Raw genomic sequence first — 20356 nt, 5'->3', positions numbered from 1 at the left:
CCTTTCTCACCCTGACCATGTTCGTGGTGATCGGGATCCGGCTGATCGTGCTGCAGGTCGTCGACGCCCCGGCGTACGCCGACGGCGGTGTCTGGGACCGGGTCGGCTCGCCGGTCGTCGTGCCCGCCCCCCGGGGCAGCATCTACGACCGCACCGGCGCGGTGCTGGCACACAGCGTCGCCGCCCGGTTCGTCTACTCCGACCCGGGTCTGGTCGAGGATCCGCAGGCGACGGCGGAGGCGCTGTCACCGCTGCTCGGCATCCCCCGCTCCACGCTGCTGGAGCGGCTGGTCCCGCAGACCCGCGAGGACGGGCAGGAGTCGCGGTTCGAGTTCCTGGCCCGTGGGGTGGACGTCGAACTCGCCGACCAGGTGATGGACCTTGAACTGGCCGGTATCGGGGTGGACTACGACGAACGGCGCGAGGTGCCCGGCAACGACCTGGCCGCGAACCTGCTCGGCTTCGTCGGCCTGGACATGAACGGGCTGGAAGGCCTCGAGGCGCGTTACGACGAGGTGCTGCGCGGGGTGAACGGGCAGCGGATCGCCGAGCAGGGCAACCGCGACCTGCGGCTGGCCGAGATCCCCGGCGGCTACCGGCAGGAGACCGAGCCGCAGCCCGGCAGTTCGCTGGTGCTCACCATCGACCGGGACCTGCAGTACGAGGTGCAACGCATCCTCAGCGCGACGCTGGGGCAGTGCGCCGGCAGTGTGGCCGCCGCGGTGGTACTGGACCCGCGTACCGGCGAGGTGCTCGCCCAGGCCAGCGAGCCCACCTACAACGCCGCCGACGCATGGTCCAGCGACCCGTCCGACCGGCAGGACATCGCCACCACGTTCACCGCCGAACCCGGCTCGGTGCACAAGCCGCTGGTGCTCGCTGCGGCCTTGGAGGAGGGGCTGATCGAGCCGGACACCACACTCGACCTCGGTCCGACGATCCGCAAGGGCGACACCACCTTCCGGGACACCCGCCCGATCGAGGCGGGTGTCGCGACCAGCCTGGCCGGCATGCTGGCCTACTCGTCGAACGTCGGCACGATCAAGATCGCCGACCAGCTCGGGCCGGAGCGGCTGCACGCGTACCAGCAGGCGTTCGGTCTGGGCAGCCCGACCGGTGTCGGACTGCCCGGCGAGGCCAGCGGCCGGGTGCTGCCGCTGGGCGAGTGGAGCGCCTCGTCGTACGGGTCGGTGCCGCTCGGGCACAGCGTCGACGCCACCCCGCTGCAGATGGCCGCCGCGTACGCGGCGATCGCCAACGACGGCGTCTACGTACCGCCCCGACTGGTCCGGGAGATCGTCGACGAGCACGGGCAGCGCACCCCGACCGAGGAGCCGACCGCCCGCCGGGTGCTCGGCGCCGACAACGCCGCCGCGCTGCGCAGGATCATGGAAGGCGTCACCACCATCCCCGGTGCCACCGGCACCGCGGCGGCGGTCCCGGGCTACCGGGTGGCCGGCAAGACCGGCACCGGTCGGCGGATCGTCAACGGCTCCGTCGCCCCCGGTGAGGTGACGTCGTTCATCGGCATGGCGCCGGCCGACGACCCGCGCTACGTGATCGCCGTGGTGTCGCACACCCCCGGTGGCGGTTGCGGGGACGTCGCCGCCCCGGCGTTCCGCGACATGATGCGCTTCACCCTGCTGCACTACCGGGTCCCGCCGACCGGCACCGAGCCACCCGAGTTCGTGGTGCACCCGTGACGGTCCGTCCCGGCCGACGTTCGGGACTCACCCGTACGGACGAAACGCCGCGCGATGCGGAGCGACCGGTACGCCGCTGCGCGGGCCCGGACCGCGGACCGGGTAGGGTCTAGCGCCGTGCCCGGCAATCCACGACCCCGCACCAATCGTCCGATTCCGTTCGCGGAGCTCGCCGCGTCGCTGGCGGTGCCGCCACCGACCGCCGCAGCCCCGCTGATCAGCGGAATCACCCACGCCAGCGGCGACGTCCGGCCCGGTGACCTGTACGCCGCGCTGCCCGGGGCCCGCCGGCACGGCGCCGAGTTCGTCGCCGACGCCGATGCCCGCGGCGCGGTGGCCGTGCTCACCGATCCGGCCGGCGCCCCGGCGGCTGCGCAAGCCGGGCTGCCCGCCCTGGTGGTCCCCGAGCCGAGGACCGTACTGGGCCGGGTCGCGGCGGTGGTCTACGGCGAGCCGACCCGGCACCTGGCCATGGTCGGGTTGACCGGCACCGCCGGCAAGACCTCCACCGCGTACCTGGTCGAGTCGGGGCTGCGGGCCGCCGGCCAGTCGACCGGTTTGATCGGCACGGTCGAGACCCGCCTCGGCGACCTGATCGTGCCCAGCGTGCGGACCACCCCCGAGGCGACCGACCTGCACGCGATGTTCGCCGTGGCCCGCGAGCACGGCGTGGCCAGCGTGGTGATGGAGGTGTCGAGCCACGCGCTGGCCCTGGACCGGGTCGGTGGTGTGCGGTTCGCGGTCGGCGGCTACACCAACTTCGGATCGGACCACCTCGACTTTCACGCCGACGCCGCCGACTACTTCGCCGCCAAGGCCCGGCTCTTCGACGGCCGCTGCGCGGTCGAGGTGCTCAACCACGACGACCCGGCCCTGGAGCCGCTGCGTCGTCCGCACACGGTCACCTACTCGGCAGCCGGGGACGCCGCCGCCACCTGGCGGGCCGCGGCGGTCAGCGACGACGGCTACCGGCAACACTTCATCGCCCTGGGCCCGGACGGGATCTCCATCGAGGCCGCCGTCGGGCTGCCGGGGCGGCACAACGTGGCGAACGCGCTGCTGGCCATCGCGACCCTGGTCGCGCTCGGCGTCGACCCGGCCACGGCCGCCGCCGGAGTGGCCGACTGCCCCGGCGTACCCGGCCGGCTGGAACAGGTCGCCGCTCCCGGACCGGTGCTCGGCGTGGTGGACTACGCGCACAAGCCGGACGCCATCGTCGCCGTGCTGACCGCGCTGCGCGGCCTCGCCGACTCCCGGCGGGGCCGGCTGATCTGCGTCATCGGGGCCGGCGGCGACCGGGACCGGGGCAAACGTCCGACGATGGGCGCCGCTGCCGCCCGCGGTGCCGATCTGGTAATCGTCACCGACGACAACCCACGGACCGAGGACCCGGCGGCGATCCGGGCCGAGGTACGCCAGGGGGCCGACGGCGTCACCGGCGCCGAGGTGGCGGAGGTCGCCGGCCGGCGGGCGGCGATCGACGAGGCGGTCCGGCTGGCCGGTCCCACCGACGTGGTCGCGCTGCTCGGCAAGGGCCACGAACAGGGACAGGAGATCGACGGCGACGTCCAGCCGTTCGACGACCGGATCGAGCTCGCGGCGTCGCTGACCGCCCGGTTCCCGGCACTGGTGAGGCAGGCATGATCACGATGACGCTGGCCGAGGTGGCCGAGGTGGTCGGTGGGCGGCTGCGGGACGCCGACCCGGCCAGCCGGGTCACCGGCGGGGTGGAGTTCGACTCCCGCAAGATCGGGCCCGGCGGGCTGTTCGTCGCCTTCGCCGGCGATCGGGTCGACGGGCACGACTTCGCCGGGGCGGCGCTCGCCGCCGGAGCCGTCGCGGTGCTCGGCACCCGCCCGGTCACCGTCGACGGCGGTACCACCCCGGTGCCGATGGTGCTCGTCGACGACCCGCTCGACGCGATGGCCCGGCTGGCCCGGGCGGTCCTGGACCGACTGCCCCAGCTGACCGTGATCGGCCTGACCGGATCGTCGGGCAAGACCACGACCAAGGACCTGATCGCGCAGCTCGCCGCCGGGCTCGGCCCGACGGTCGCGCCAGCCGGCTCGTTCAACAACGAGCTCGGCCACCCGTACACCGTGCTGCAGGCCGACGCCGAGACCCGGTTCCTGGTGCTGGAGATGGGCGCCCGGGGGATCGGCCACATCCGGCATCTGTGCGAGATCGCGCCGCCCCGGATCGGCATGGTGATCAACGTCGGGGTCGCGCACATCGGGGAGTTCGGTTCGGTCGACGCCATCGCCACCGCAAAGGGTGAGCTGGTGGAGGCGTTGCCGGCCGACGGCGTGGCGGTGCTCAACGCCGACGACCCCCGGGTGCGGCGGATGGCCGAACGCACCGCCGGGCGGGTGGTGCTGGCCGGGGAGGATCCCGCGGCGACGGTACGTGCCGAGCAGGTCACCGTGGACGCCCGGGGACGCGCCGCGTACCAGCTGGTCACCCCGGCCGGGTCGGCGCCGGTGCGGCTCGCGGTCAGCGGCCGGCATCAGGTCGGCAACAGCCTGCTCGCCGCGGCCGTGGCGATCGAACTGGGGCTGACCGACCCGGCGGAGCTGGCCGCCGCGCTCGGCCGGCTCCGGCTGGTCTCGACCCGTCGGATGGACGTGTTCGACCGGGCGGACGGGATCACCGTCATCGACGACTCCTACAACGCCAACCCCGCCTCCACGGCGGCGGCGCTGCGGGCATTGGTGGATCTCGGCGCGGGGCGGCGAACCTTCGCGGTGCTCGGCTACCTGGCCGAGCTCGGCGAGTACGAGGAGCAGGGACACGCCGAGGTCGGCCGGTTGGCCGCCGAGCTCGACGTGCACCGGGTGCTGGTGGTGGGCGAACAGGCCGCGCCGATCGGGCAGGCGGCGGCGGCGGTATCGACATGGGAAGGGGAGTCGGTGCTGGTCACCGATCAACAGGCGGCGATCGACCTGCTCCGGCGGGAGCTGACCGACGGGGACGTGGTGCTGGTGAAGGGCTCGCGGTACCGCACCTGGGAGGTTGCCGACGCGCTGCGCGACGGATCTGCCTCCGAGGGTACGCCGGTCACCGGGGCCGGGGAGGCGACGGCGTGAGAGCGGTCATCGTCGCGGCGGCCGTGGCCTTCCTGGTGTCGCTGTTCGGCACCCCGGTGGCGATCAAAGTCTTCACCCGGCTCAAGGCCGGCCAGCCGATCCGGGCCGAGGGCCCGGTCATGCACCAGGGCAAGAAGGGCACGCCGACGATGGGCGGCGTGGTCTTCATTGTGGCGACGGTGATCGCGTACGTCGCCGGTCACCTCGCCCTGACCACGCTGCCGGCCCAGCAGATCGCCCAGGTCGGGCCGACCATCACCGCGCTCGTCCTGCTCGGCCTGCTGGTCTTCTCCGGGGCGGTCGGCTTCGTCGACGACTTCCTCAAGGTCCGCAAGCGCAACAGCGCCGGGCTGAACAAGCGGGGCAAGCTGCTCGGTCAGATCCTGGTCGGCGCGGTGTTCGGGGTGATCGCGCTGTACTTCCCGAGCACGATGGTGGACACCACCGGCGACGCGACCAACACCGAGACGGTCGGCAGCACCACGCTGTCGTTCATCCGCGACATCGACGCCCTCGACGTCGGCAAGGCCGCGTCGGTGGTCATCTTCATCCTGGTGGTGATGGCCACGACCAACGGCGTCAACCTGACCGACGGGCTGGACGGTCTGGCCACCGGCGCGTCGGTGATGGTGCTCGGCAGCTACGCGTTGATCGCGTTCTGGCAGTACCGGCACTGGTGCGCCGACCCCAACTACACCGCCGAGTACTGCTACCAGGTGCGCGACCCGTTGGAGATCGCGTTGATCGCTGGGGCGGCCGCCGGGGCCTGTGTCGGCTTCCTCTGGTGGAACACCTCGCCGGCGCGGATCTTCATGGGTGACACCGGAGCGCTCGGGCTCGGCGGATTGATCGCCGGGATGGCGATGGCCACCCGGACCATGCTGCTGCTGCTGATCATCGGCGGGCTCTTCGTCATCATCACCATGTCGGTGGTGATCCAGATCATCTCGTTCCGCACCACCGGCAAGCGGGTGTTCCGGATGTCGCCGTTGCAGCACCACTTCGAACTGGCCGGGTGGAGCGAGGTCAACATCGTCGTCCGGTTCTGGATCATCGCCGGGATCGGCGTGGCGATCGGTCTCGGTCTGTTCTACAGCGAGTTCCTCGCGGTGATGGGCTAGCCCGGACCAGCCCGGGCCCGCTGTGCGGCGGCCGTCCGACACGCCGGTGCGGTGTCGATGTCCGGCCGCCGAGGGCGGCAGCGCCGATGATGGACCGATGGCGACGACAGGTGGCGGCCCGGATGAGCGCTGACCCGGGCCGGCCCGTCACGGATCGGCCTGTCACTGCTGCGGATCGGCCGGACTCGGAGCGGGTTGCCACGGATCGCCCGGCTCCGGACCGTCCTGTCCCGGATCGCCCGGCTCCGGGGCGTCCGGTCCCAGATCGCCCGGCTCCGGGGCGTCCGGTCCCAGATCGGCACGGCCCCGCCGCCCGGCTGGAACCGATCAGCGGACTGGCCGCGTTGCGTGGTCTGCTGGCCCGGCCGCTCGCCTCGTACTATCTGCTGATCTTCAGCAGCGGACTGCTGCTGATGATCGGCCTGACCATGGTCTTCTCCGCGACCAGCATCAAGGCGTACATCGACGACGGCAGCGCGTTCAGCGTGCTGAGCCGCCAGGCGACCTTCGCGGTGATCGGCCTGGTCGCGTTCTGGATCTGTCAACGGCTGCCGGCGGCGACGTTCCGTGCCCTGGGCATCGTGGTGCTCGGCGTGGCGGTCGCCCTGCTGTTGCTGCTCAACGGGCTGCTGCTGGTGTCAACGCTGGCGGGCTGGCAGGTCGCCCGCATCGGCCCGGTCGAGGCGGAGCTGCTCTGGCTCTACTTCGGTTCCTTCCAGCTGCAACCCTCCGAGCTGGCCAAGCTGGGCCTGGTGCTGTGGGGTGCCGACGTCATCGCCCGCAAGGGCGCCGAGCTGGGCCACTGGCGGGAGTTGGCCATCCCGCTGTTCCCCGCCGTCGGACTGCTGTTCCTCCTGGTCGGCTACAACGACCTGGGCACCATGCTGTGCATCCTGGCCCTGGTCGTCGGGCTGCTCTGGGCGGCCGGCGTACCGCTGCGGATCTTCGCCACGTTGGGCGCGGTCGGGCTGGTCGGCATCGGCCTGCTGATCGCCGCCGCCTGGCAGGGCGCCGGTTCCGGTGCCCAGGACGCGGACAATTACCGGCTGGCCCGACTGACGTCGTTCTTCACCCCACCGGAGCAGTGCGTCGACGACTGTTACCAGGCGCTGCAGGCGAGGTACGCGATCGCCAACGGGGGATGGTTCGGTGAAGGGCTCGGCTCCAGCCGGTTGAAGTGGGGCTACCTGCCGCAGGCCGAGGACGACTTCATCTTCGCCATCGTCGCCGAGGAACTCGGGGTGGTCGGCTGCGTCGTGGTGCTGGCCCTGTTCGCGGTCCTCGCGTACACCGCGTTGCGGATCGCCCGCCGGGTCGACGACCCGTTCCGGCGACTCGCCGCCGCGGCGGCGGCCAGCTGGCTGATCAGCCAGGCGGTGATCAACATTTCCGGGGTGATCGGGCTGCTGCCGATCACCGGTATTCCGCTGCCGTTCATCTCGGCCGGTGGCAGTGCGCTGGTGGTGACGCTCGCCGCGATCGGCATGCTGGCGTCGTTCGCCCGGGCCGAACCCGACGCCGCCCGGGCGCTCAACGCCCGTCCGCCGGCCCGCTGGGTGCGACTAGTCTGGGCTCCGCTGCCGCCGATGCCCCGCAAGCGCCACCCGGCCAAGCCGCGGATGACCGGCGTCGGACCGAGACCGGCCGGCACCGGGCAGCCCAGCCGATCGACCACCCCCGGCGGCGGTGGCGGCCGGTCGGCGACGCCCCGTGTGCCGAGGCGACGGGACGGGCGTTAACGTACCCCCGCGAAGCGCGCATCCGGGCCGGCGGGCCCCGTACACACCGCCCGGCGTGCCGCGTGGGCCGTCGGCGGTCCGCCGGGTCCGCCGCGCGGCCACCGAGTCGAGCGAGAGGAGATGCTGATGGGTCCGCTGCGATCGGTGGTGCTGGCAGGTGGGGGAACCGGTGGGCACATCTACCCGCTGTTGGCGTTCGCCGACTGTCTGCGTCGACACGACCCGAGCGTGCAGATCACCTGTCTCGGTACCCCGAAAGGGCTGGAAAACGAGCTGATTCCGCCGAAAGGGTACGATCTGCGGTTGATCCCCGCACATCAGCTGCCCCGGTCGGTCAACATGGACCTCGTGCGTACGCCAGACCGGATGTTCAAGGCCGCCCGCGCCGCCGGCAAGGTCATCGACGAGGTGCGGGCCGACGTGGTGGTGGGCTTCGGCGGGTACGTGTCCGTACCGGCCTACCTGGCGGCGTGGCGTCGCGAGATGCCGATCGTGGTGCACGAGGTGAACGTGCCGCCGGGCGTGGCCAACCGGATGGGCATGAAGTTCACCAAGCACGTCGCGGTGGGCTTCCCGCACCAGCCGGTCCAGGCCGAGTCGCTGCGCGACGCCCGGGTGGTCGGGGTGCCGCTGCGCCGGTCCATCACCGGGCTGGACCGGCTGGCCGCCCGGGAAGCCGCCCGAGCACACTTCGGGCTACGGCCGGACCTGCCGACGGTCTTCGTCTCCGGCGGATCCCAGGGCGCCCGGTCGATCAACCTGGCGGTCTCCGGCGCAGCCAAGGAGCTGGCCCGGGCCGGTGTCCAGGTGCTGCACGCGATCGGTGCCCGCAACGAGCCGGTCTCGGTGCCGAGTGATCTGCCGGTGCCGTACGTGACGCTGCCGTACCTGTCGGAGATGGAGCTCGGGTACGCCGCGGCCGACCTGATGGTCTGCCGGGGGGGTGCGATGACCTGCGCCGAGGTCGCCGCGATCGGACTGCCTGCGGTCTACGTGCCCTACCCACACAGCAACCAGGAGCAGAAGCGCAACGCGCTGCCGGTGGTCGAGGCCGGCGGCGGTCTGCTCGTCGACGACGCCGAACTGACTCCGGCCTGGGTGGAGCAGGTCGTGGTCCCGTTGGCCCGCGATCCGCAGCGGCTGGCCGCGATGGGCCAGGCGGCGGCGGGGTACGGTCGCCGCGACGGCGACGAGGCGCTGCTCGACTTCGTCTACGAGGCGGTGTCCCGATGACCCGCACGGGAAGGTGACTACGTGAACATCACCGAGTTCGCCCCCACCGGCACGCTGGCCGCCGAGGAACTGGGGACCGTACACCTGATCGGTATCGGCGGGGTCGGGATGAGCGGCCTGGCCCGCCTGCTGCTGACCCGGGGGATCCCGGTGACCGGCAGCGAGCTGCGGGACTGGCCGTCGCTGGCGGTGCTGCGGGCACTCGGCGGCACCATCCACATGAGCCACGAGGAGGCCAACCTCGACGGGGTGGACACGGTGGTCTACTCCACCGCGATCCCGGCGGACCACGTGGAGCTGGCGGCCGCCCGTCGGCGCGGGCTGCGGGTGCTGCACCGGTCGGAGGCCCTCGCGGCGGCGATGACCGGTCGGCGGACCATCGCGGTCGCCGGCACCCATGGCAAGACCACGACCACGTCGATGGTGACCCTGACCCTGCAACGGGCCGGCGAGGATCCGTCGTTCGTCATCGGTGGCGAGATCTCCGAGGTCGGTTCGAACGCCCACCACGGGACGGGCGAGTACTTCGTCGTCGAGGCCGACGAGAGTGACCGTTCGTTCCTGCTCTACCGCCCGTTCGTGTCGATCGTCACCAACATCGACGCGGACCACCTGAACACATACGGTGACCTGGCCGGGCTCGCTGCGGGTTTCGCCGAGTTCGCCGGGTTGACCGATCCGGACGGGTTCGTGGTGACCTGCGCGGACAACCCCGGGACCCGGCAGTTGACCGAGGCGCTGCGCGACGAGGGCCGGACCGTCCACACCTACGGCGAGTCCGCCGACGCCGATCTGCGGCTGTCCGAGATCACGTCGTCCGCGGCCGGGGTCCGCTACCTGGCCACCCTGGACGGTGCGACGCTGGGCGAGATCGCCCTGCCGGTACCCGGCCGGCATCTCGGGCTCAACAGCGCCGCCGCGGTGCTCACCGCGCTGCGCCTCGGGCTGCCGTTGAGTGACGCGGTCGCCGCGCTGGGCGTGTTCCCCGGGGTTCGGCGCCGGTTCGAACGCAAGGGCTCGGCCGGCGGCGTCACCGTCTACGACGAGTACGCCTACCACCCGACGTCGATGACCGCGGCGCTGCACACCATGCGGGAGGTCGCCGGCGCCGGCCGGCTGGTGGTGGTGTTCCAGCCCTACCGGGTCTACCGGACCCGGGACCTGCAGGCCGAGCTGGCCGCCGCCCTGGCGATCGCCGACGAGGTGATCGTGATGGAGGTGTTCGGGCCGGGTGAGCTGCGGGAGCCGGGCGAAGGCGGGGTGGCGCTGACGGCGGACGTCCCGTTGCCGGACGACCGAAAGGTGTTCATACCGTCCTGGGAGGACGTCCCACCGGAGGTGGTCCGCCGCTGCCGGCCCGGTGATCTGGTGGTCACGATGGGCGCTCCACCGATCTCGTTGCTGGGTGACGAACTGCTGTCCGCGCTCGCCGGTCCGGCGGCTGACGCAGGATGACCCCGCCTGGTCGCTCGCCGCGACCCGGCTCGGGTCGGACCGGTTCCAGCCGCTCCGGCGCCGGTCGGCTGGGCGATGTCCGACCGGCGGGTCGGACCGGTCGGGCCGGGGTGCCCGCCACCCGGTCCGGGCCGGCCGGAGCGGACACCGGGCACACCCGGCGCCAGTCGGGCGGCGCGGACGGGTCGACGGGCCGCTGGCGGCTGGTCCGGGCGAGCCGGGAGGCGGTGCCGCCGTCGGTCCGGCGGTTCATGCGCCGGGCCCGGCGACGACGGTTGCGGGCCGCGCTGCCCTGGGCGGTGGCCGGTTGCCTGGCGGCCCTGGCCGCGGTTGGCTGGTGGGTGGTCTCGGCGACCTCGGTGTTCGGCGTGGACCAGATCCGGGTCGCGGGGGCGGCGCTGGTGACCGAGTCGGACGTACGGCAGGCCGCGCAGATTCCGCAGGGGACCCCACTGGCCCGGGTGGATCTGGCCGCGGTGGCCGGCCGGGTCTCCGGCTTGGCCGCGGTGGAGCGGGCGGTGGCGAGCCGGGACTGGCCGGGTACGGTAGTGATCACCGTGGTGGAGCGGGTGCCGGCCGCCGTGGTGCCCCGGGGCGACGCGTTCGTGGTGGTCGACGGGGCCGGAGTGGCCTTCCGGACACTGGCCGGGCGCCCGGACGACTTGGCGGTCGTCCGGCTGGAAACGGCCGAGTTCGACCAGGCGCTGGTCCGCGACGCGGTCGCGGTGCTCGACTCGCTGACCGCCCAACTGCGCGAGGTGCTGGTGGAGATCGTGGTCAGCGGCCCGGCCGGGATCGAGCTGCGGCTCGCCGACGACCGGTCGGTGATCTGGGGTGACGCCACAGAGAACGCGGTCAAGGCCCGGGTCGCCGACGCGTTGCTGGTCCAGGACGGCAGCGTGATCGACGTCAGCGCGCCGGACGTGGTGACCATCCGCTGATCCGGCATGTCGTCTGGGTGATTTCAGGACGGCTCGGTGTAGAAGGTACATTACGGTCTGCCGAGACTGACTCGGCCCGGCGCGGCCTGCGACACGCCCAGCACGGTCCTTGGATCACGCGGTACGTGCGCATACGTTGCCCGGAGAGGTTCAGTGGTTGACATAACCCTAAGCCTCTAGTAGAGGGTGAGGGTTCGTCCCGCTCTCGTGTACCGACGGGTCTGTCCTCCGTGGTCCCAGTGGGCCGGGTCAGGCCGGCGCCCGCCACTCTCGAAGGGAAGGCACCCCGATGACACCTCCGCACAACTACCTGGCGGTCATCAAGGTCGTCGGCATCGGCGGAGGCGGAGTCAACGCCGTCAACCGGATGATCGAGGTTGGCCTCAAGGGCGTCGAGTTCATCGCGATCAACACCGACGCCCAGGCGTTGCTGATGAGCGACGCGGACGTCAAGCTCGACGTCGGTCGGGAGCTGACCAGGGGCCTCGGCGCCGGGGCGAACCCGGACGTCGGCAAGAACGCCGCCGAGGACCACCGCGACGAGATCGAGGAGGTGCTCAAGGGCGCCGACATGGTCTTCGTCACCTGCGGTGAGGGCGGCGGCACCGGCACCGGCGGGGCGCCGGTGGTGGCCAACATCGCCCGCAAGCTGGGTGCCCTGACGATCGGTGTGGTCACCCGGCCGTTCTCCTTCGAGGGCAAGCGACGCCAGGTGCAGGCCGAGGCCGGTATCGAGGAGTTGCGCAACCAGTGCGACACCCTGATCGTCATCCCGAACGACCGGCTGCTGGCCCTCGGCGACCGGGGGATCAGCATGATGGACGCCTTCCGCCAGGCCGACCAGGTGCTGCTCTCCGGTGTCCAGGGCATCACCGACCTGATCACCACGCCCGGCCTGATCAACCTGGACTTCGCCGACGTCAAGAGCGTGATGAGCGGCGCCGGCAGCGCGCTGATGGGGATCGGTAGCGCGCGAGGCGAGAACCGGGCGGTCGAGGCGGCCGAGGCGGCGATCTCCAGCCCACTGCTGGAGCAGAGCATGGACGGTGCCCGGGGGGTGCTGCTCTCCATCGCCGGTGGATCCGATCTCGGCCTGTTCGAGATCAACGACGCGGCGCAGTTGGTCACCGACGCCGCGCACGCCGACGCCAACATCATCTTCGGGGCGGTCATCGACGACGCGCTGGGCGACGAGGTACGGGTCACCGTCATCGCCGCCGGCTTCGACGGCGGCGCTCCCGCGTACAAGCCGGCCGAGGGCCCGCGCAAGGTCCCGGCCGCACCGGTCTCGCCGGCCGCGCCCACTGGCCCGGCTGTCGCCCCGGCGCCTCAGACGCCGACCCAGCAGACCCGCCGGGTGCTCTTCGACGACGTCGACGTGCCGGACTTTCTCAAGAACGGATCATGACGGTCGACATCGAACGGCGACGTGCGGAACTGGCCGACCGGCTGACCGCCGTACGGTCCCGGCTCGCCGCCGCCACGGCGGCAGCGGGTCGGCCGGCGGACAGTATCACCCTGATCGCGGTGACCAAGACCTATCCGGCCGCCGACGTGCGGCTGCTGGCCGAGCTCGGGGTCACCGATGTCGGCGAGAACCGGGACCAGGAGGCGGCGGCCAAGGCCGCCGAGCTGGCCTTTGGACCGCCCGGTGGATCAGGTCTGCGCTGGCACTTCGTCGGCCAGCTGCAGCGCAACAAGTGCCGGTCGGTGGTCGGCTACGCGGACCTGGTGCACTCGGTCGACCGGGTGCCCCTGGCCCGGGCCCTGGCCGCCGCCGCCGGCCGGCGCGGTCGGCCGCTCGACGTGCTGGTCCAGGTCAGTCTGGACGGGGTGGTGGGGCGCGGCGGCGCGCTGCCGGACTCGGCGGATGCGGTGACCGGCTTCTGGCCGGTGGTCGAGTGTGTCCTGGGCCAGTCCGATCTGCGACTCGCCGGGGTGATGGCGGTGGCTCCGCTCGACCAGCCGCCGGAGCCGGCGTTCGCCCGGCTGGCGGAGGTGTCTGCCCAGCTCAGAGTTGGCGCGCCGGAGGCATGGATGGTCTCGGCCGGGATGAGCGCCGACCTGGAGGCGGCGGTGGCCGCCGGCGCGACACATGTCCGTGTCGGAAGTGCGTTGCTCGGAAAGCGCCCAACGCTACGGTAGCCTGGCGGCGGATACCAAACTACATCAGTGTTGTTTGAGCCGGACTCCCCGTCGTCGGGGGTCGACGTCCGTGACCGCGCACCGGTCATGGCGGGGAGCCGGCTCGGACCGGTGGGCACTGCAGTGTTCACGCGCGACAGTGGCACGGCGGGGGCGCGTGCCGCACGGCGGACGGAGGGGCGCGGCATGGGTGCACTGCGCAAAGCGGGGGTCTGGCTAGGCCTGGTCGAGGAGGACGACGACCAGGGCTACGACGACGGCTACGACAAGGGTGGCTACCGAGAGTCACGATACCGTGACAGCAGGTATGCCGACGAGTTCGCCGACGACGACGAGCCGGACGACCCGCCACCACGCGCGCGGCCACCGGTGGAGCGGCTGCGGCCGTCGGAGCGGCTGCAGGCCCGGGCTGCCGAGCGGGAGCACCGTGCCGCCGAGCGGGAGCACCGGGGTCCGGATCCCGACCGGGGCGAGCGCGCCAGTGTGCGATCGATCACCCGGTCCGGTGCCGAGGCCACGCCGGCCAGCTACCCGACCAGAGACAATCTGGCTCTGGCGCCGCAGCCTGCGGTGCGGGAGCGGATGGTCGTCGCCGAGGAGGAGCAGCGGTACCAGATCACCACGCTGCACCCGACCACCTACCGGGAGGCCCGGACGATCGGGGAGCACTTCCGCGACGGCACGCCGGTGATCATCAACCTTACCGAGATGGATGAGGCCGACGCCCGCCGTCTGGTTGATTTCGCTGCCGGTCTGGCGTTCGGTCTGCGCGGTACGATCGAACGCGTCACCAACCGGGTGTTTCTGCTCTCACCGGCCAACGTCCAGGTCACCGCGGAGGACAAGGCCAAGATAGCCGAGGGTGGATTTTTCAGCCTGGGCTAGCCCTGACCTGAGGACCTCGCCTGCCGTGTTGTCGATCTTGTTCCAAGTCCTGTATCTGCTGCTGTACGTCTTTCTGCTCACCCTGTTGGCGAGGTTTGTCCTGAGTGCGGTGCTTCAGTACGGTCGACGCTGGCAACCCGGTCGGGGTGCCGCAGCCGGATTGGAATCGGTGTGGAGCGTCACTGATCCCCCCCTTAAGGCGTTGAGGCGGGTGATCCCACCACTGCGAATTGGTACCGTGAGCTTCGACCTGGCCTCCCTTGTGCTCCTGGTTATCCTGTTCGTGCTGATCACGTTCGTGGTGGAGCCGCTGATCAGGGCAACCAACTGACCGGCGCGCTACGCGGCCGCAACTGACCCGAGGAGTTTCGATGCCGCTAACCCCGGCCGACGTCCACAACGTCGCCTTCAAAAAGCCTCCGATTGGCAAGCGGGGGTACGACGAGGAGGAGGTCGACGCCTTCCTGGACGAGGTCGAGCGTGAGCTCGCCCGTCTGATCGAGGAGAACAACGAGCTGCGCGCCCAGGTGGAGCGCGGAGGTCGTGGCGGGCCGGCGGGCCCGGGTGCCGACCCGCGTCTCGCGGCGGAGCTCAACGACATGAAGGCCCAGCTCGACCGCGTACAGCGGGACAAGGCCGCCGCCGAGCAGGCAGCCCGTGCCATGCAGGCCGAGTTGGAGCAGGTCAGGTCGGCCGGTGGCCCGGTCGTCGGTGCCGGCGGCGACGGCGAGCAGCAGGCGCTGCGGGTGCTGATGATGGCCCAGCGGACGGCGGACGACCACGTCTCCGACGCCCGCCGGGAAGCGGACAAGCTGCTTACCGACGCCCGCACCAAGGCCGAGGAGGTCACCCGCGAGGCGCGGGCCAAGGCCGACGCGCTGGAGCGGGACGCGCGGCAGCGCCACCAGGAGGCGATGGGCGGCCTCGACGCCAAGCGCACCGCCCTGCAGAAGCACATTGAGGAGCTCAAGCAGTTCGAGCGGGAGTACCGCACCCGGCTCAAGGCGTACCTGGAGAGCCAGCTGCGCGACCTGGACGGTCGCGGGCAGGGCCTCGAGGCCGAGATGGGGCGGGTCGAGGGCGGCCGCTCCGCTTCGGGCGGTGGTGGTCTGGCGACCGCCGGCCTGGCCAGCTCCTACGGCGGTGGCCGGTCCGGCGCGCTGGAGGCCGGCCGCTGAGGCCGAGCCTCTCGCGGGGGGTACGTCAGCAACGATGCGGCGGGGGGTGAGCCGTGATAGTGGCAAGTCTGGTGCTCATCCTCGTCGCCGTCACGCTGCTCGTGCTCGGCCTGGCGAGCGGGTCCAGCCTGCTGCTGGTCGGCTCGATCGTCGCCAGTCTGCTCGCGGCGGTGGCTCTCGTGGTCGGTGCCCGGCAGGCCGCTGCGGCCCGATCAGGCGACGTGCGCGCCAGCCCGTTCGACCCGGAGCCGGTTCCCCGTCCGGAGTTCGGCGTCGACCCCGATCCGGACCAGCGGGCCGGTCAACGGTCATCCGGCGCGGTCGGCCGGCAGCCGACCGGCCCGTCCGACGACCAGCGCGGCGGCGGGGAAACCGACGACGATCCGCCCGACGAGCCGGCGGTCGAGGAGACGGGTGAGACCGATCACGCCCGGCTCGCCGGGCTCGATGCCGACGTGATCGTGGTTGACGGACGCCCCCGCTACCACCGGGCGAGTTGCCTGCATCTGGTGGCCCGGGACGGTGAGCCGTTGGCGGTTCGCGAGGCTTTGGAACTCGGATTCACCCCGTGCGGGCTCTGCCAACCGAACCGGACCCTGCTGGCCGAGTCCGGCCGCGTCTGAACAGGCGGCGTCTGTCGTGTCTCGTCCGAGCAGTCGCCGGCCCATCCGGCCGGCCACGAGTGCCGGCGGGCGTCCGGAGACCGATCTGGTGGTCGCCGTCCGGGTCAAGCCGGGTGCGTCCCGCGCCCGGATCGGCGGTTGTCACCCCGGCCCGCAGGGGCCAGCGCTGATCGTCGCGGTCACCGCCCCGGCGGTGGACGGCCGTGCGACGGAGGCGGCCCGGCATGCGCTCGCGGCGGCGCTCGAGGTGCCGACCCGGCGGGTCACGCTACGGGCCGGTGCCGCCAGTCGGGACAAGCTGTTCAGGGTGGATACCGTGACCGCCGACGAAACCGAGGTGTTGGACGCCCGGCTGCGGCGGCTGCGGGACGGGTGAAACAGTCGACCGCCAACACCTCGACCACCTCGCGCTCCTCGACGATCCCCGGCGACTGTCCTTCTTGAGTGATATGTCGGCCGCGCCGCGCCGCCGTCCCCTGCTGCTCGATCTGGTCAGTCAAATCGGTGCATCACCGGACGAAAGCTGTGCCATTGTTGTCGGATGTCTTCACGTTCCGTATCCTTGCGAATCTCCGGAGTGTGCAACGGACCCGTTGTACGCCCGTTTTGTGCTTTGGGGGCAGCATGGCCGAGCTGACGGAAGCGAGGCGCCGGACGGGTCGGGTGACCCCGTCCACGGCGCCGCGCCGCGTACCGTCCGGCCTGCCGACGCCGGAGGATCCCGTACAGGCACTGCCGATCGCCGCGGGTGACGCGGCCGAGGGAGCGACGATGGCGAAGCCAGCCGACACGAAGACCGCCGCCCGCGGGCGAGCGGCCAGGGCACCGCGCAGCGCGGCCGAGACCACCAAGATCCAGATTGCCCTGCAGGCCCGTCGGGACGAGTTGCGAGCCGAGTATGATCAGACGTTGAGCGAGATCACCGAGCTGCAGCGGGAACGGCTGACCGACTCGGCCGGCGACGACCAGGCCGACACCGGCACCAAGACGTTCGAGCGGGAGCAGGAGATCTCCCTCGCCAAGAGCATCCTGGACCGCATCAACCAGGTGGAGCGGGCGCTGGAGCGGCTGGACGAGGGCAACTACGGCTGGTGCGAGCGGTGCGGCACGGACATCCCGGTCGAGCGGCTCGCCGCCTTCCCCTCGGCCACCCTCTGCGTGTCCTGCAAGCAGATTGAGGAGCGGCGCTAGCCGAGCGGTGACGGGCCCGACGCGGGCGAGCCGCTCCACTGAGAAGGGAGAGGCGTCTGTCCGCCGACGGCGATCCGCGTCCGGACGTTCCGAACGCCGGTGGCGACGCCCCGCCAGCAGCTGAAGCGGGCGATGGCACGCCCGTCACCGGCTCGCCGGTGACGGGCACCAACCGAATCGCGCTGTGGGTCTTCGCCCTGGTCGCGGCGGCGGCACTGCTCGTCGACCTGGGCGCGAAGCAGTGGGCGATCAGCGCCCTCACCGACCGGGAACCGGTCCGCCTGCTGGGCGGTGCCCTCTACCTGACGCTGATCCGCAACAGCGGTGCGGCGTTCAGCCTCGGATCCGACTACACCTGGATATTCCCGCTCGTCACCGTGGCGGTCGTCGGCTGGATCGGCTGGTTGACCAGAGGGCTGCGGTCGCTGCCCTGGGCGGTGGCGCTCGGGCTGATCCTCGGTGGGGCGCTCGGCAACTTCCTGGACCGGATGTTCCGCGCCCCCGGGCCCCTCCTCGGCCACGTGGTGGACATGTTCAGCGTCTTCCACCCGTACGGCCAGGTCTTCCCGATCTTCAACGTGGCCGACAGCGCGTTGGTCGTCGGCGTACTCCTCGCCGTACTGCTGGAACTGACCGGCCGACAGCGCGACGGCCGCCGGCTGTCCGGAAAGGTGGACCATTGACCACACCCGCCCGCCAGGGGGAGCGACGGTCGCTGCCGGTGCCCGACGGGCTCGACGGCACCCGGCTCGATCAGGCTGTCTCCCGGCTGTTCGGACTGTCCCGCACCGCGGCCGCCGCGCTGGTGGAGTCCGGCGACGCCGCAGTGGACGGGGTCACCCGGCACAAGTCCGACCGGGTGACAGCCGGTGCCTGGTTGGAGGTGGTCCTGCCGGCGCCCGTCGTGGCTCCGGTGGTGATCGCCCAACCGGTCGACGGACTGCGGGTCGAGTACGCCGACGAGGACATCGTGGTGGTGGACAAGCCGGTGGGCGTGGCGGCGCACCCGAGCCCCGGATGGACCGGCCCGACCGTGCTGGCCGGTCTGGCGGCGGCCGGTCACACCATCGCGACCAGTGGCGCGGCCGAACGCCAGGGCATCGTGCACCGGCTCGACGTCGGCACCAGCGGGCTGATGGTGGTGGCCAAGAGCGAGCACGCGTACTCGGTGCTCAAACGCGCGTTCAAGGAACGCGAGGTGGACAAGCGGTACCACGCCGTCGTGCAGGGGCATCTCGACCCGTTGCGCGGGACCATCGACGCCCCGATCGACCGCCACCCCACCCACGACTACCGGTGGGCCGTCGTCTCGGGCGGCAAACCCAGCGTCACCCACTACGAGACGGTGGAGGCATTCCCCGCCGCCAGCCTGGTCGACATCCGCCTGGAAACCGGCCGTACCCACCAGATCCGGGTGCACTTTTCCGCGCTGCGGCACCCGTGCGTAGGTGACCTGACGTACGGTGCGGATCCGACACTCGCCGCCCGACTCGGACTGACCCGCCAGTGGCTGCATGCCCGTGCGCTCAGTTTCCTACACCCCCGTACGGCGGAGGAAGTTCGCTTCCACAGCGACTACCCTGACGACTTGAAGCGTGCCCTGGCCGTGCTCGGCGATTGAGAGCCGGCGAGCACACGGTCACTCAGCGTCCACCCGCCATCGGGGAAGGGGAGTCGCCCGTGCGTGCCGGCGACCTGTTGCGGCGAATCGACCGACGGCTGCTGCCGATCCTGGTGGACGCCGCCGTCCGGCTCGCGCAGCGACCGGTCCGTCCCCAGCTGCTCGTCGGGGTGGCCGGGGTGTCGATCAGCGCGGTGCTGGTCGCCGCCGTCTGGGCGGTAGATCACGACGACAGCGCCGTCCGCGCCGTGGACGACGTCGTGCAGGTGGGAGTAGCCGAGGGCGAGTCCATACCGGACTACCTCCGGGCGGTACGTGGCGAGCTGGCCACCTTGCCGGATGATCCGGCGCCGGCCGGATCGACCGGCGACAGCTACGCACTGGTGACTTTCAACGGATACCTGGCACCCGACCGGCTCGCCGCTGTCCTGTCCGGAGTGTCCGCCGTGGAGGTGTACACCCGGGTCCCGCTGGGACGGGAGAAGACCCAGGTGATCCGGATGCCGGCCTTCCAGCTGCCCGAGGATGTGCTGACCGGGATGGAACAGGTCGCCGAGCGCAAGAGTAGGCAGGCGACCGACTACCGCCGCCGGGTCGCCGAGCTCGGCCGGGCAGCCGACCTGGACCAGTGGCTGGCCTACGACAAGGGTGCCCGGGTGGCCACCGCCGAGGCCGCCGCCTACCGCGACCACTGCGCCTGCGTGTTCGCCGCGGTGGTTCAGGGCGTCCCGGCCGACCTGCGCAGGCTGGCCCGGCTGGCCGAGATCCGGGCGGTCGATCCCGCGCCCGAGGTCCGTCGTCTGGACCGGGCGGTGTTTCTGCCTCCGCTACCGGAGTACGACGAGGTGGTGCCGGTCGGCGACGCCGCGCTCACCAGTAGCGGGTTGCCGTTCGATGTTCCGGCCGCCGAGCCGGGCGGTGCGGCCGACAGTACGGTCGGCGGCGGGCCGACCACTGTTGCTCCGGCGACCGACGGCGACCCGGACGGGGAGCCAGGCACGCAGACCGGTTTCGCACCCGACCATGATTCCGCCCCGGACAGCGCCGGTTCCGGCCCGGACGCCGACGACGGCACCCTCGACGGTGCCGACACGTCGCCGCCCGGTCCTGGAAACTCGGCAGCTTCTGGAAATCCGGCAGCTCCTGGAAATCCGGCGGGTCGGGCCAATCCGTCGGCCGGGTCGGGGAGCCCGACCACGGCTCCGTCGGGCCGATCGACCAGCGGGGCGGGCCGTTCGGCCACGCCGGCTGGCTGTACCCCGTCACGGACCGTCGGACCGTCGGGCTGCTCGGCGCACCCCCACCGGTGAACCTTGTTGACATCCTCGCCGCCCTAAATGGCGACGATTCCAGCCACGCTGCGCGTGACACGCGCAGTGTTCTGGTGGGTTACCGTTTCACCGCGCGGTGCCGGGACAAGTCTCGGTCCTACCCG

The 20356-nt window shown here is 71.8% G+C and carries 19 protein-coding genes; all 19 read left to right on the top strand.

Going from position 1 to position 20356, the window contains the following annotated elements; translation table 11 throughout:
- The first annotated feature begins 17 nt into the window (after window positions 1-17).
- The 19 genes from ACFHWT_RS20985 (at window position 18) to ACFHWT_RS20895 (ending at window position 20231) form a co-directional block, all read left to right on the top strand.
- Window positions 18-1703, top strand: coding sequence for a peptidoglycan D,D-transpeptidase FtsI family protein (locus ACFHWT_RS20985; protein WP_416596402.1), 1686 nt, complete (start codon window positions 18-20; stop codon window positions 1701-1703).
- 54 nt (window positions 1704-1757) lie between these two features.
- The gene (locus ACFHWT_RS20980) at window positions 1758-3347 is read left to right on the top strand and encodes a UDP-N-acetylmuramoyl-L-alanyl-D-glutamate--2,6-diaminopimelate ligase (protein ID WP_416596367.1); all 1590 of its coding nucleotides are present in this window, start codon (window positions 1758-1760) and stop codon (window positions 3345-3347) included.
- Window positions 3344-4789: a UDP-N-acetylmuramoyl-tripeptide--D-alanyl-D-alanine ligase gene (locus tag ACFHWT_RS20975; protein WP_416596366.1), complete on the top strand. Its 1446-nt coding sequence runs from the start codon at window positions 3344-3346 to the stop codon at window positions 4787-4789. Before ACFHWT_RS20980 ends, ACFHWT_RS20975 begins: the two co-directional genes overlap by 4 nt.
- The gene (gene mraY / locus ACFHWT_RS20970) at window positions 4786-5910 is read left to right on the top strand and encodes a phospho-N-acetylmuramoyl-pentapeptide-transferase (protein WP_416596365.1); all 1125 of its coding nucleotides are present in this window, start codon (window positions 4786-4788) and stop codon (window positions 5908-5910) included. The genes ACFHWT_RS20975 and mraY overlap by 4 nt, the downstream gene beginning before the upstream one ends.
- 335 nt (window positions 5911-6245) lie before the next feature.
- Window positions 6246-7649, top strand: a complete 1404-nt coding sequence (locus ACFHWT_RS20965) for an FtsW/RodA/SpoVE family cell cycle protein (RefSeq protein WP_416596401.1) — start codon at window positions 6246-6248, stop codon at window positions 7647-7649.
- A gap of 126 nt (window positions 7650-7775) precedes the next feature.
- Entirely contained in the window at window positions 7776-8882 is a 1107-nt protein-coding gene (gene murG, locus ACFHWT_RS20960) for an undecaprenyldiphospho-muramoylpentapeptide beta-N-acetylglucosaminyltransferase (RefSeq protein WP_416596364.1), read from the top strand.
- A gap of 21 nt (window positions 8883-8903) precedes the next feature.
- Entirely contained in the window at window positions 8904-10337 is a 1434-nt protein-coding gene (gene murC, locus ACFHWT_RS20955; RefSeq protein WP_416596363.1) for a UDP-N-acetylmuramate--L-alanine ligase, read from the top strand.
- Between the two features lie 203 nt (window positions 10338-10540).
- A complete protein-coding gene (locus tag ACFHWT_RS20950) occupies window positions 10541-11278 on the top strand; it encodes a cell division protein FtsQ/DivIB (protein ID WP_416596400.1) in 738 nt (245 codons plus the stop codon).
- A gap of 289 nt (window positions 11279-11567) precedes the next feature.
- Window positions 11568-12686: a cell division protein FtsZ gene (gene ftsZ, locus ACFHWT_RS20945; protein WP_123602599.1), complete on the top strand. Its 1119-nt coding sequence runs from the start codon at window positions 11568-11570 to the stop codon at window positions 12684-12686.
- On the top strand, window positions 12683-13423 hold the full coding sequence (locus tag ACFHWT_RS20940) for a YggS family pyridoxal phosphate-dependent enzyme (protein ID WP_416596362.1): 741 nt from the start codon (window positions 12683-12685) through the stop codon (window positions 13421-13423). Before ftsZ ends, ACFHWT_RS20940 begins: the two co-directional genes overlap by 4 nt.
- Window positions 13424-13609: 186 nt before the next feature.
- On the top strand, window positions 13610-14308 hold the full coding sequence (locus ACFHWT_RS20935; protein WP_416596361.1) for a cell division protein SepF: 699 nt from the start codon (window positions 13610-13612) through the stop codon (window positions 14306-14308).
- 25 nt (window positions 14309-14333) lie between these two features.
- A complete protein-coding gene (locus ACFHWT_RS20930; RefSeq protein ID WP_123602596.1) occupies window positions 14334-14639 on the top strand; it encodes a YggT family protein in 306 nt (101 codons plus the stop codon).
- Between the two features lie 40 nt (window positions 14640-14679).
- Window positions 14680-15486, top strand: coding sequence for a DivIVA domain-containing protein (locus tag ACFHWT_RS20925; RefSeq protein ID WP_123602595.1), 807 nt, complete (start codon window positions 14680-14682; stop codon window positions 15484-15486).
- A gap of 53 nt (window positions 15487-15539) precedes the next feature.
- Window positions 15540-16109, top strand: coding sequence for a hypothetical protein (locus ACFHWT_RS20920; RefSeq protein ID WP_416596360.1), 570 nt, complete (start codon window positions 15540-15542; stop codon window positions 16107-16109).
- Between the two features lie 85 nt (window positions 16110-16194).
- Entirely contained in the window at window positions 16195-16485 is a 291-nt protein-coding gene (locus tag ACFHWT_RS20915; RefSeq protein ID WP_416596399.1) for a DUF167 domain-containing protein, read from the top strand.
- A gap of 395 nt (window positions 16486-16880) precedes the next feature.
- Entirely contained in the window at window positions 16881-17300 is a 420-nt protein-coding gene (locus ACFHWT_RS20910) for a TraR/DksA family transcriptional regulator (RefSeq protein ID WP_278174555.1), read from the top strand.
- A gap of 158 nt (window positions 17301-17458) precedes the next feature.
- Entirely contained in the window at window positions 17459-17983 is a 525-nt protein-coding gene (lspA, locus tag ACFHWT_RS20905; RefSeq protein ID WP_416596359.1) for a signal peptidase II, read from the top strand.
- Complete coding sequence (locus tag ACFHWT_RS20900) at window positions 17980-18921, top strand: RluA family pseudouridine synthase (RefSeq protein WP_416596358.1); 942 nt, start codon at window positions 17980-17982, stop codon at window positions 18919-18921. Before lspA ends, ACFHWT_RS20900 begins: the two co-directional genes overlap by 4 nt.
- 59 nt (window positions 18922-18980) lie before the next feature.
- The gene (locus ACFHWT_RS20895; RefSeq protein ID WP_416596357.1) at window positions 18981-20231 is read left to right on the top strand and encodes a hypothetical protein; all 1251 of its coding nucleotides are present in this window, start codon (window positions 18981-18983) and stop codon (window positions 20229-20231) included.
- Window positions 20232-20356: the final 125 nt, after the last annotated feature.

The organism is Micromonospora sp. LOL_021 (assembly GCF_048060215.1).
Classification (GTDB): domain Bacteria; phylum Actinomycetota; class Actinomycetes; order Mycobacteriales; family Micromonosporaceae; genus Micromonospora_E.
The sequence above is the reverse complement of the archived record's forward strand: the minus strand, read 5'-3'. Positions and strand labels throughout refer to the sequence as shown.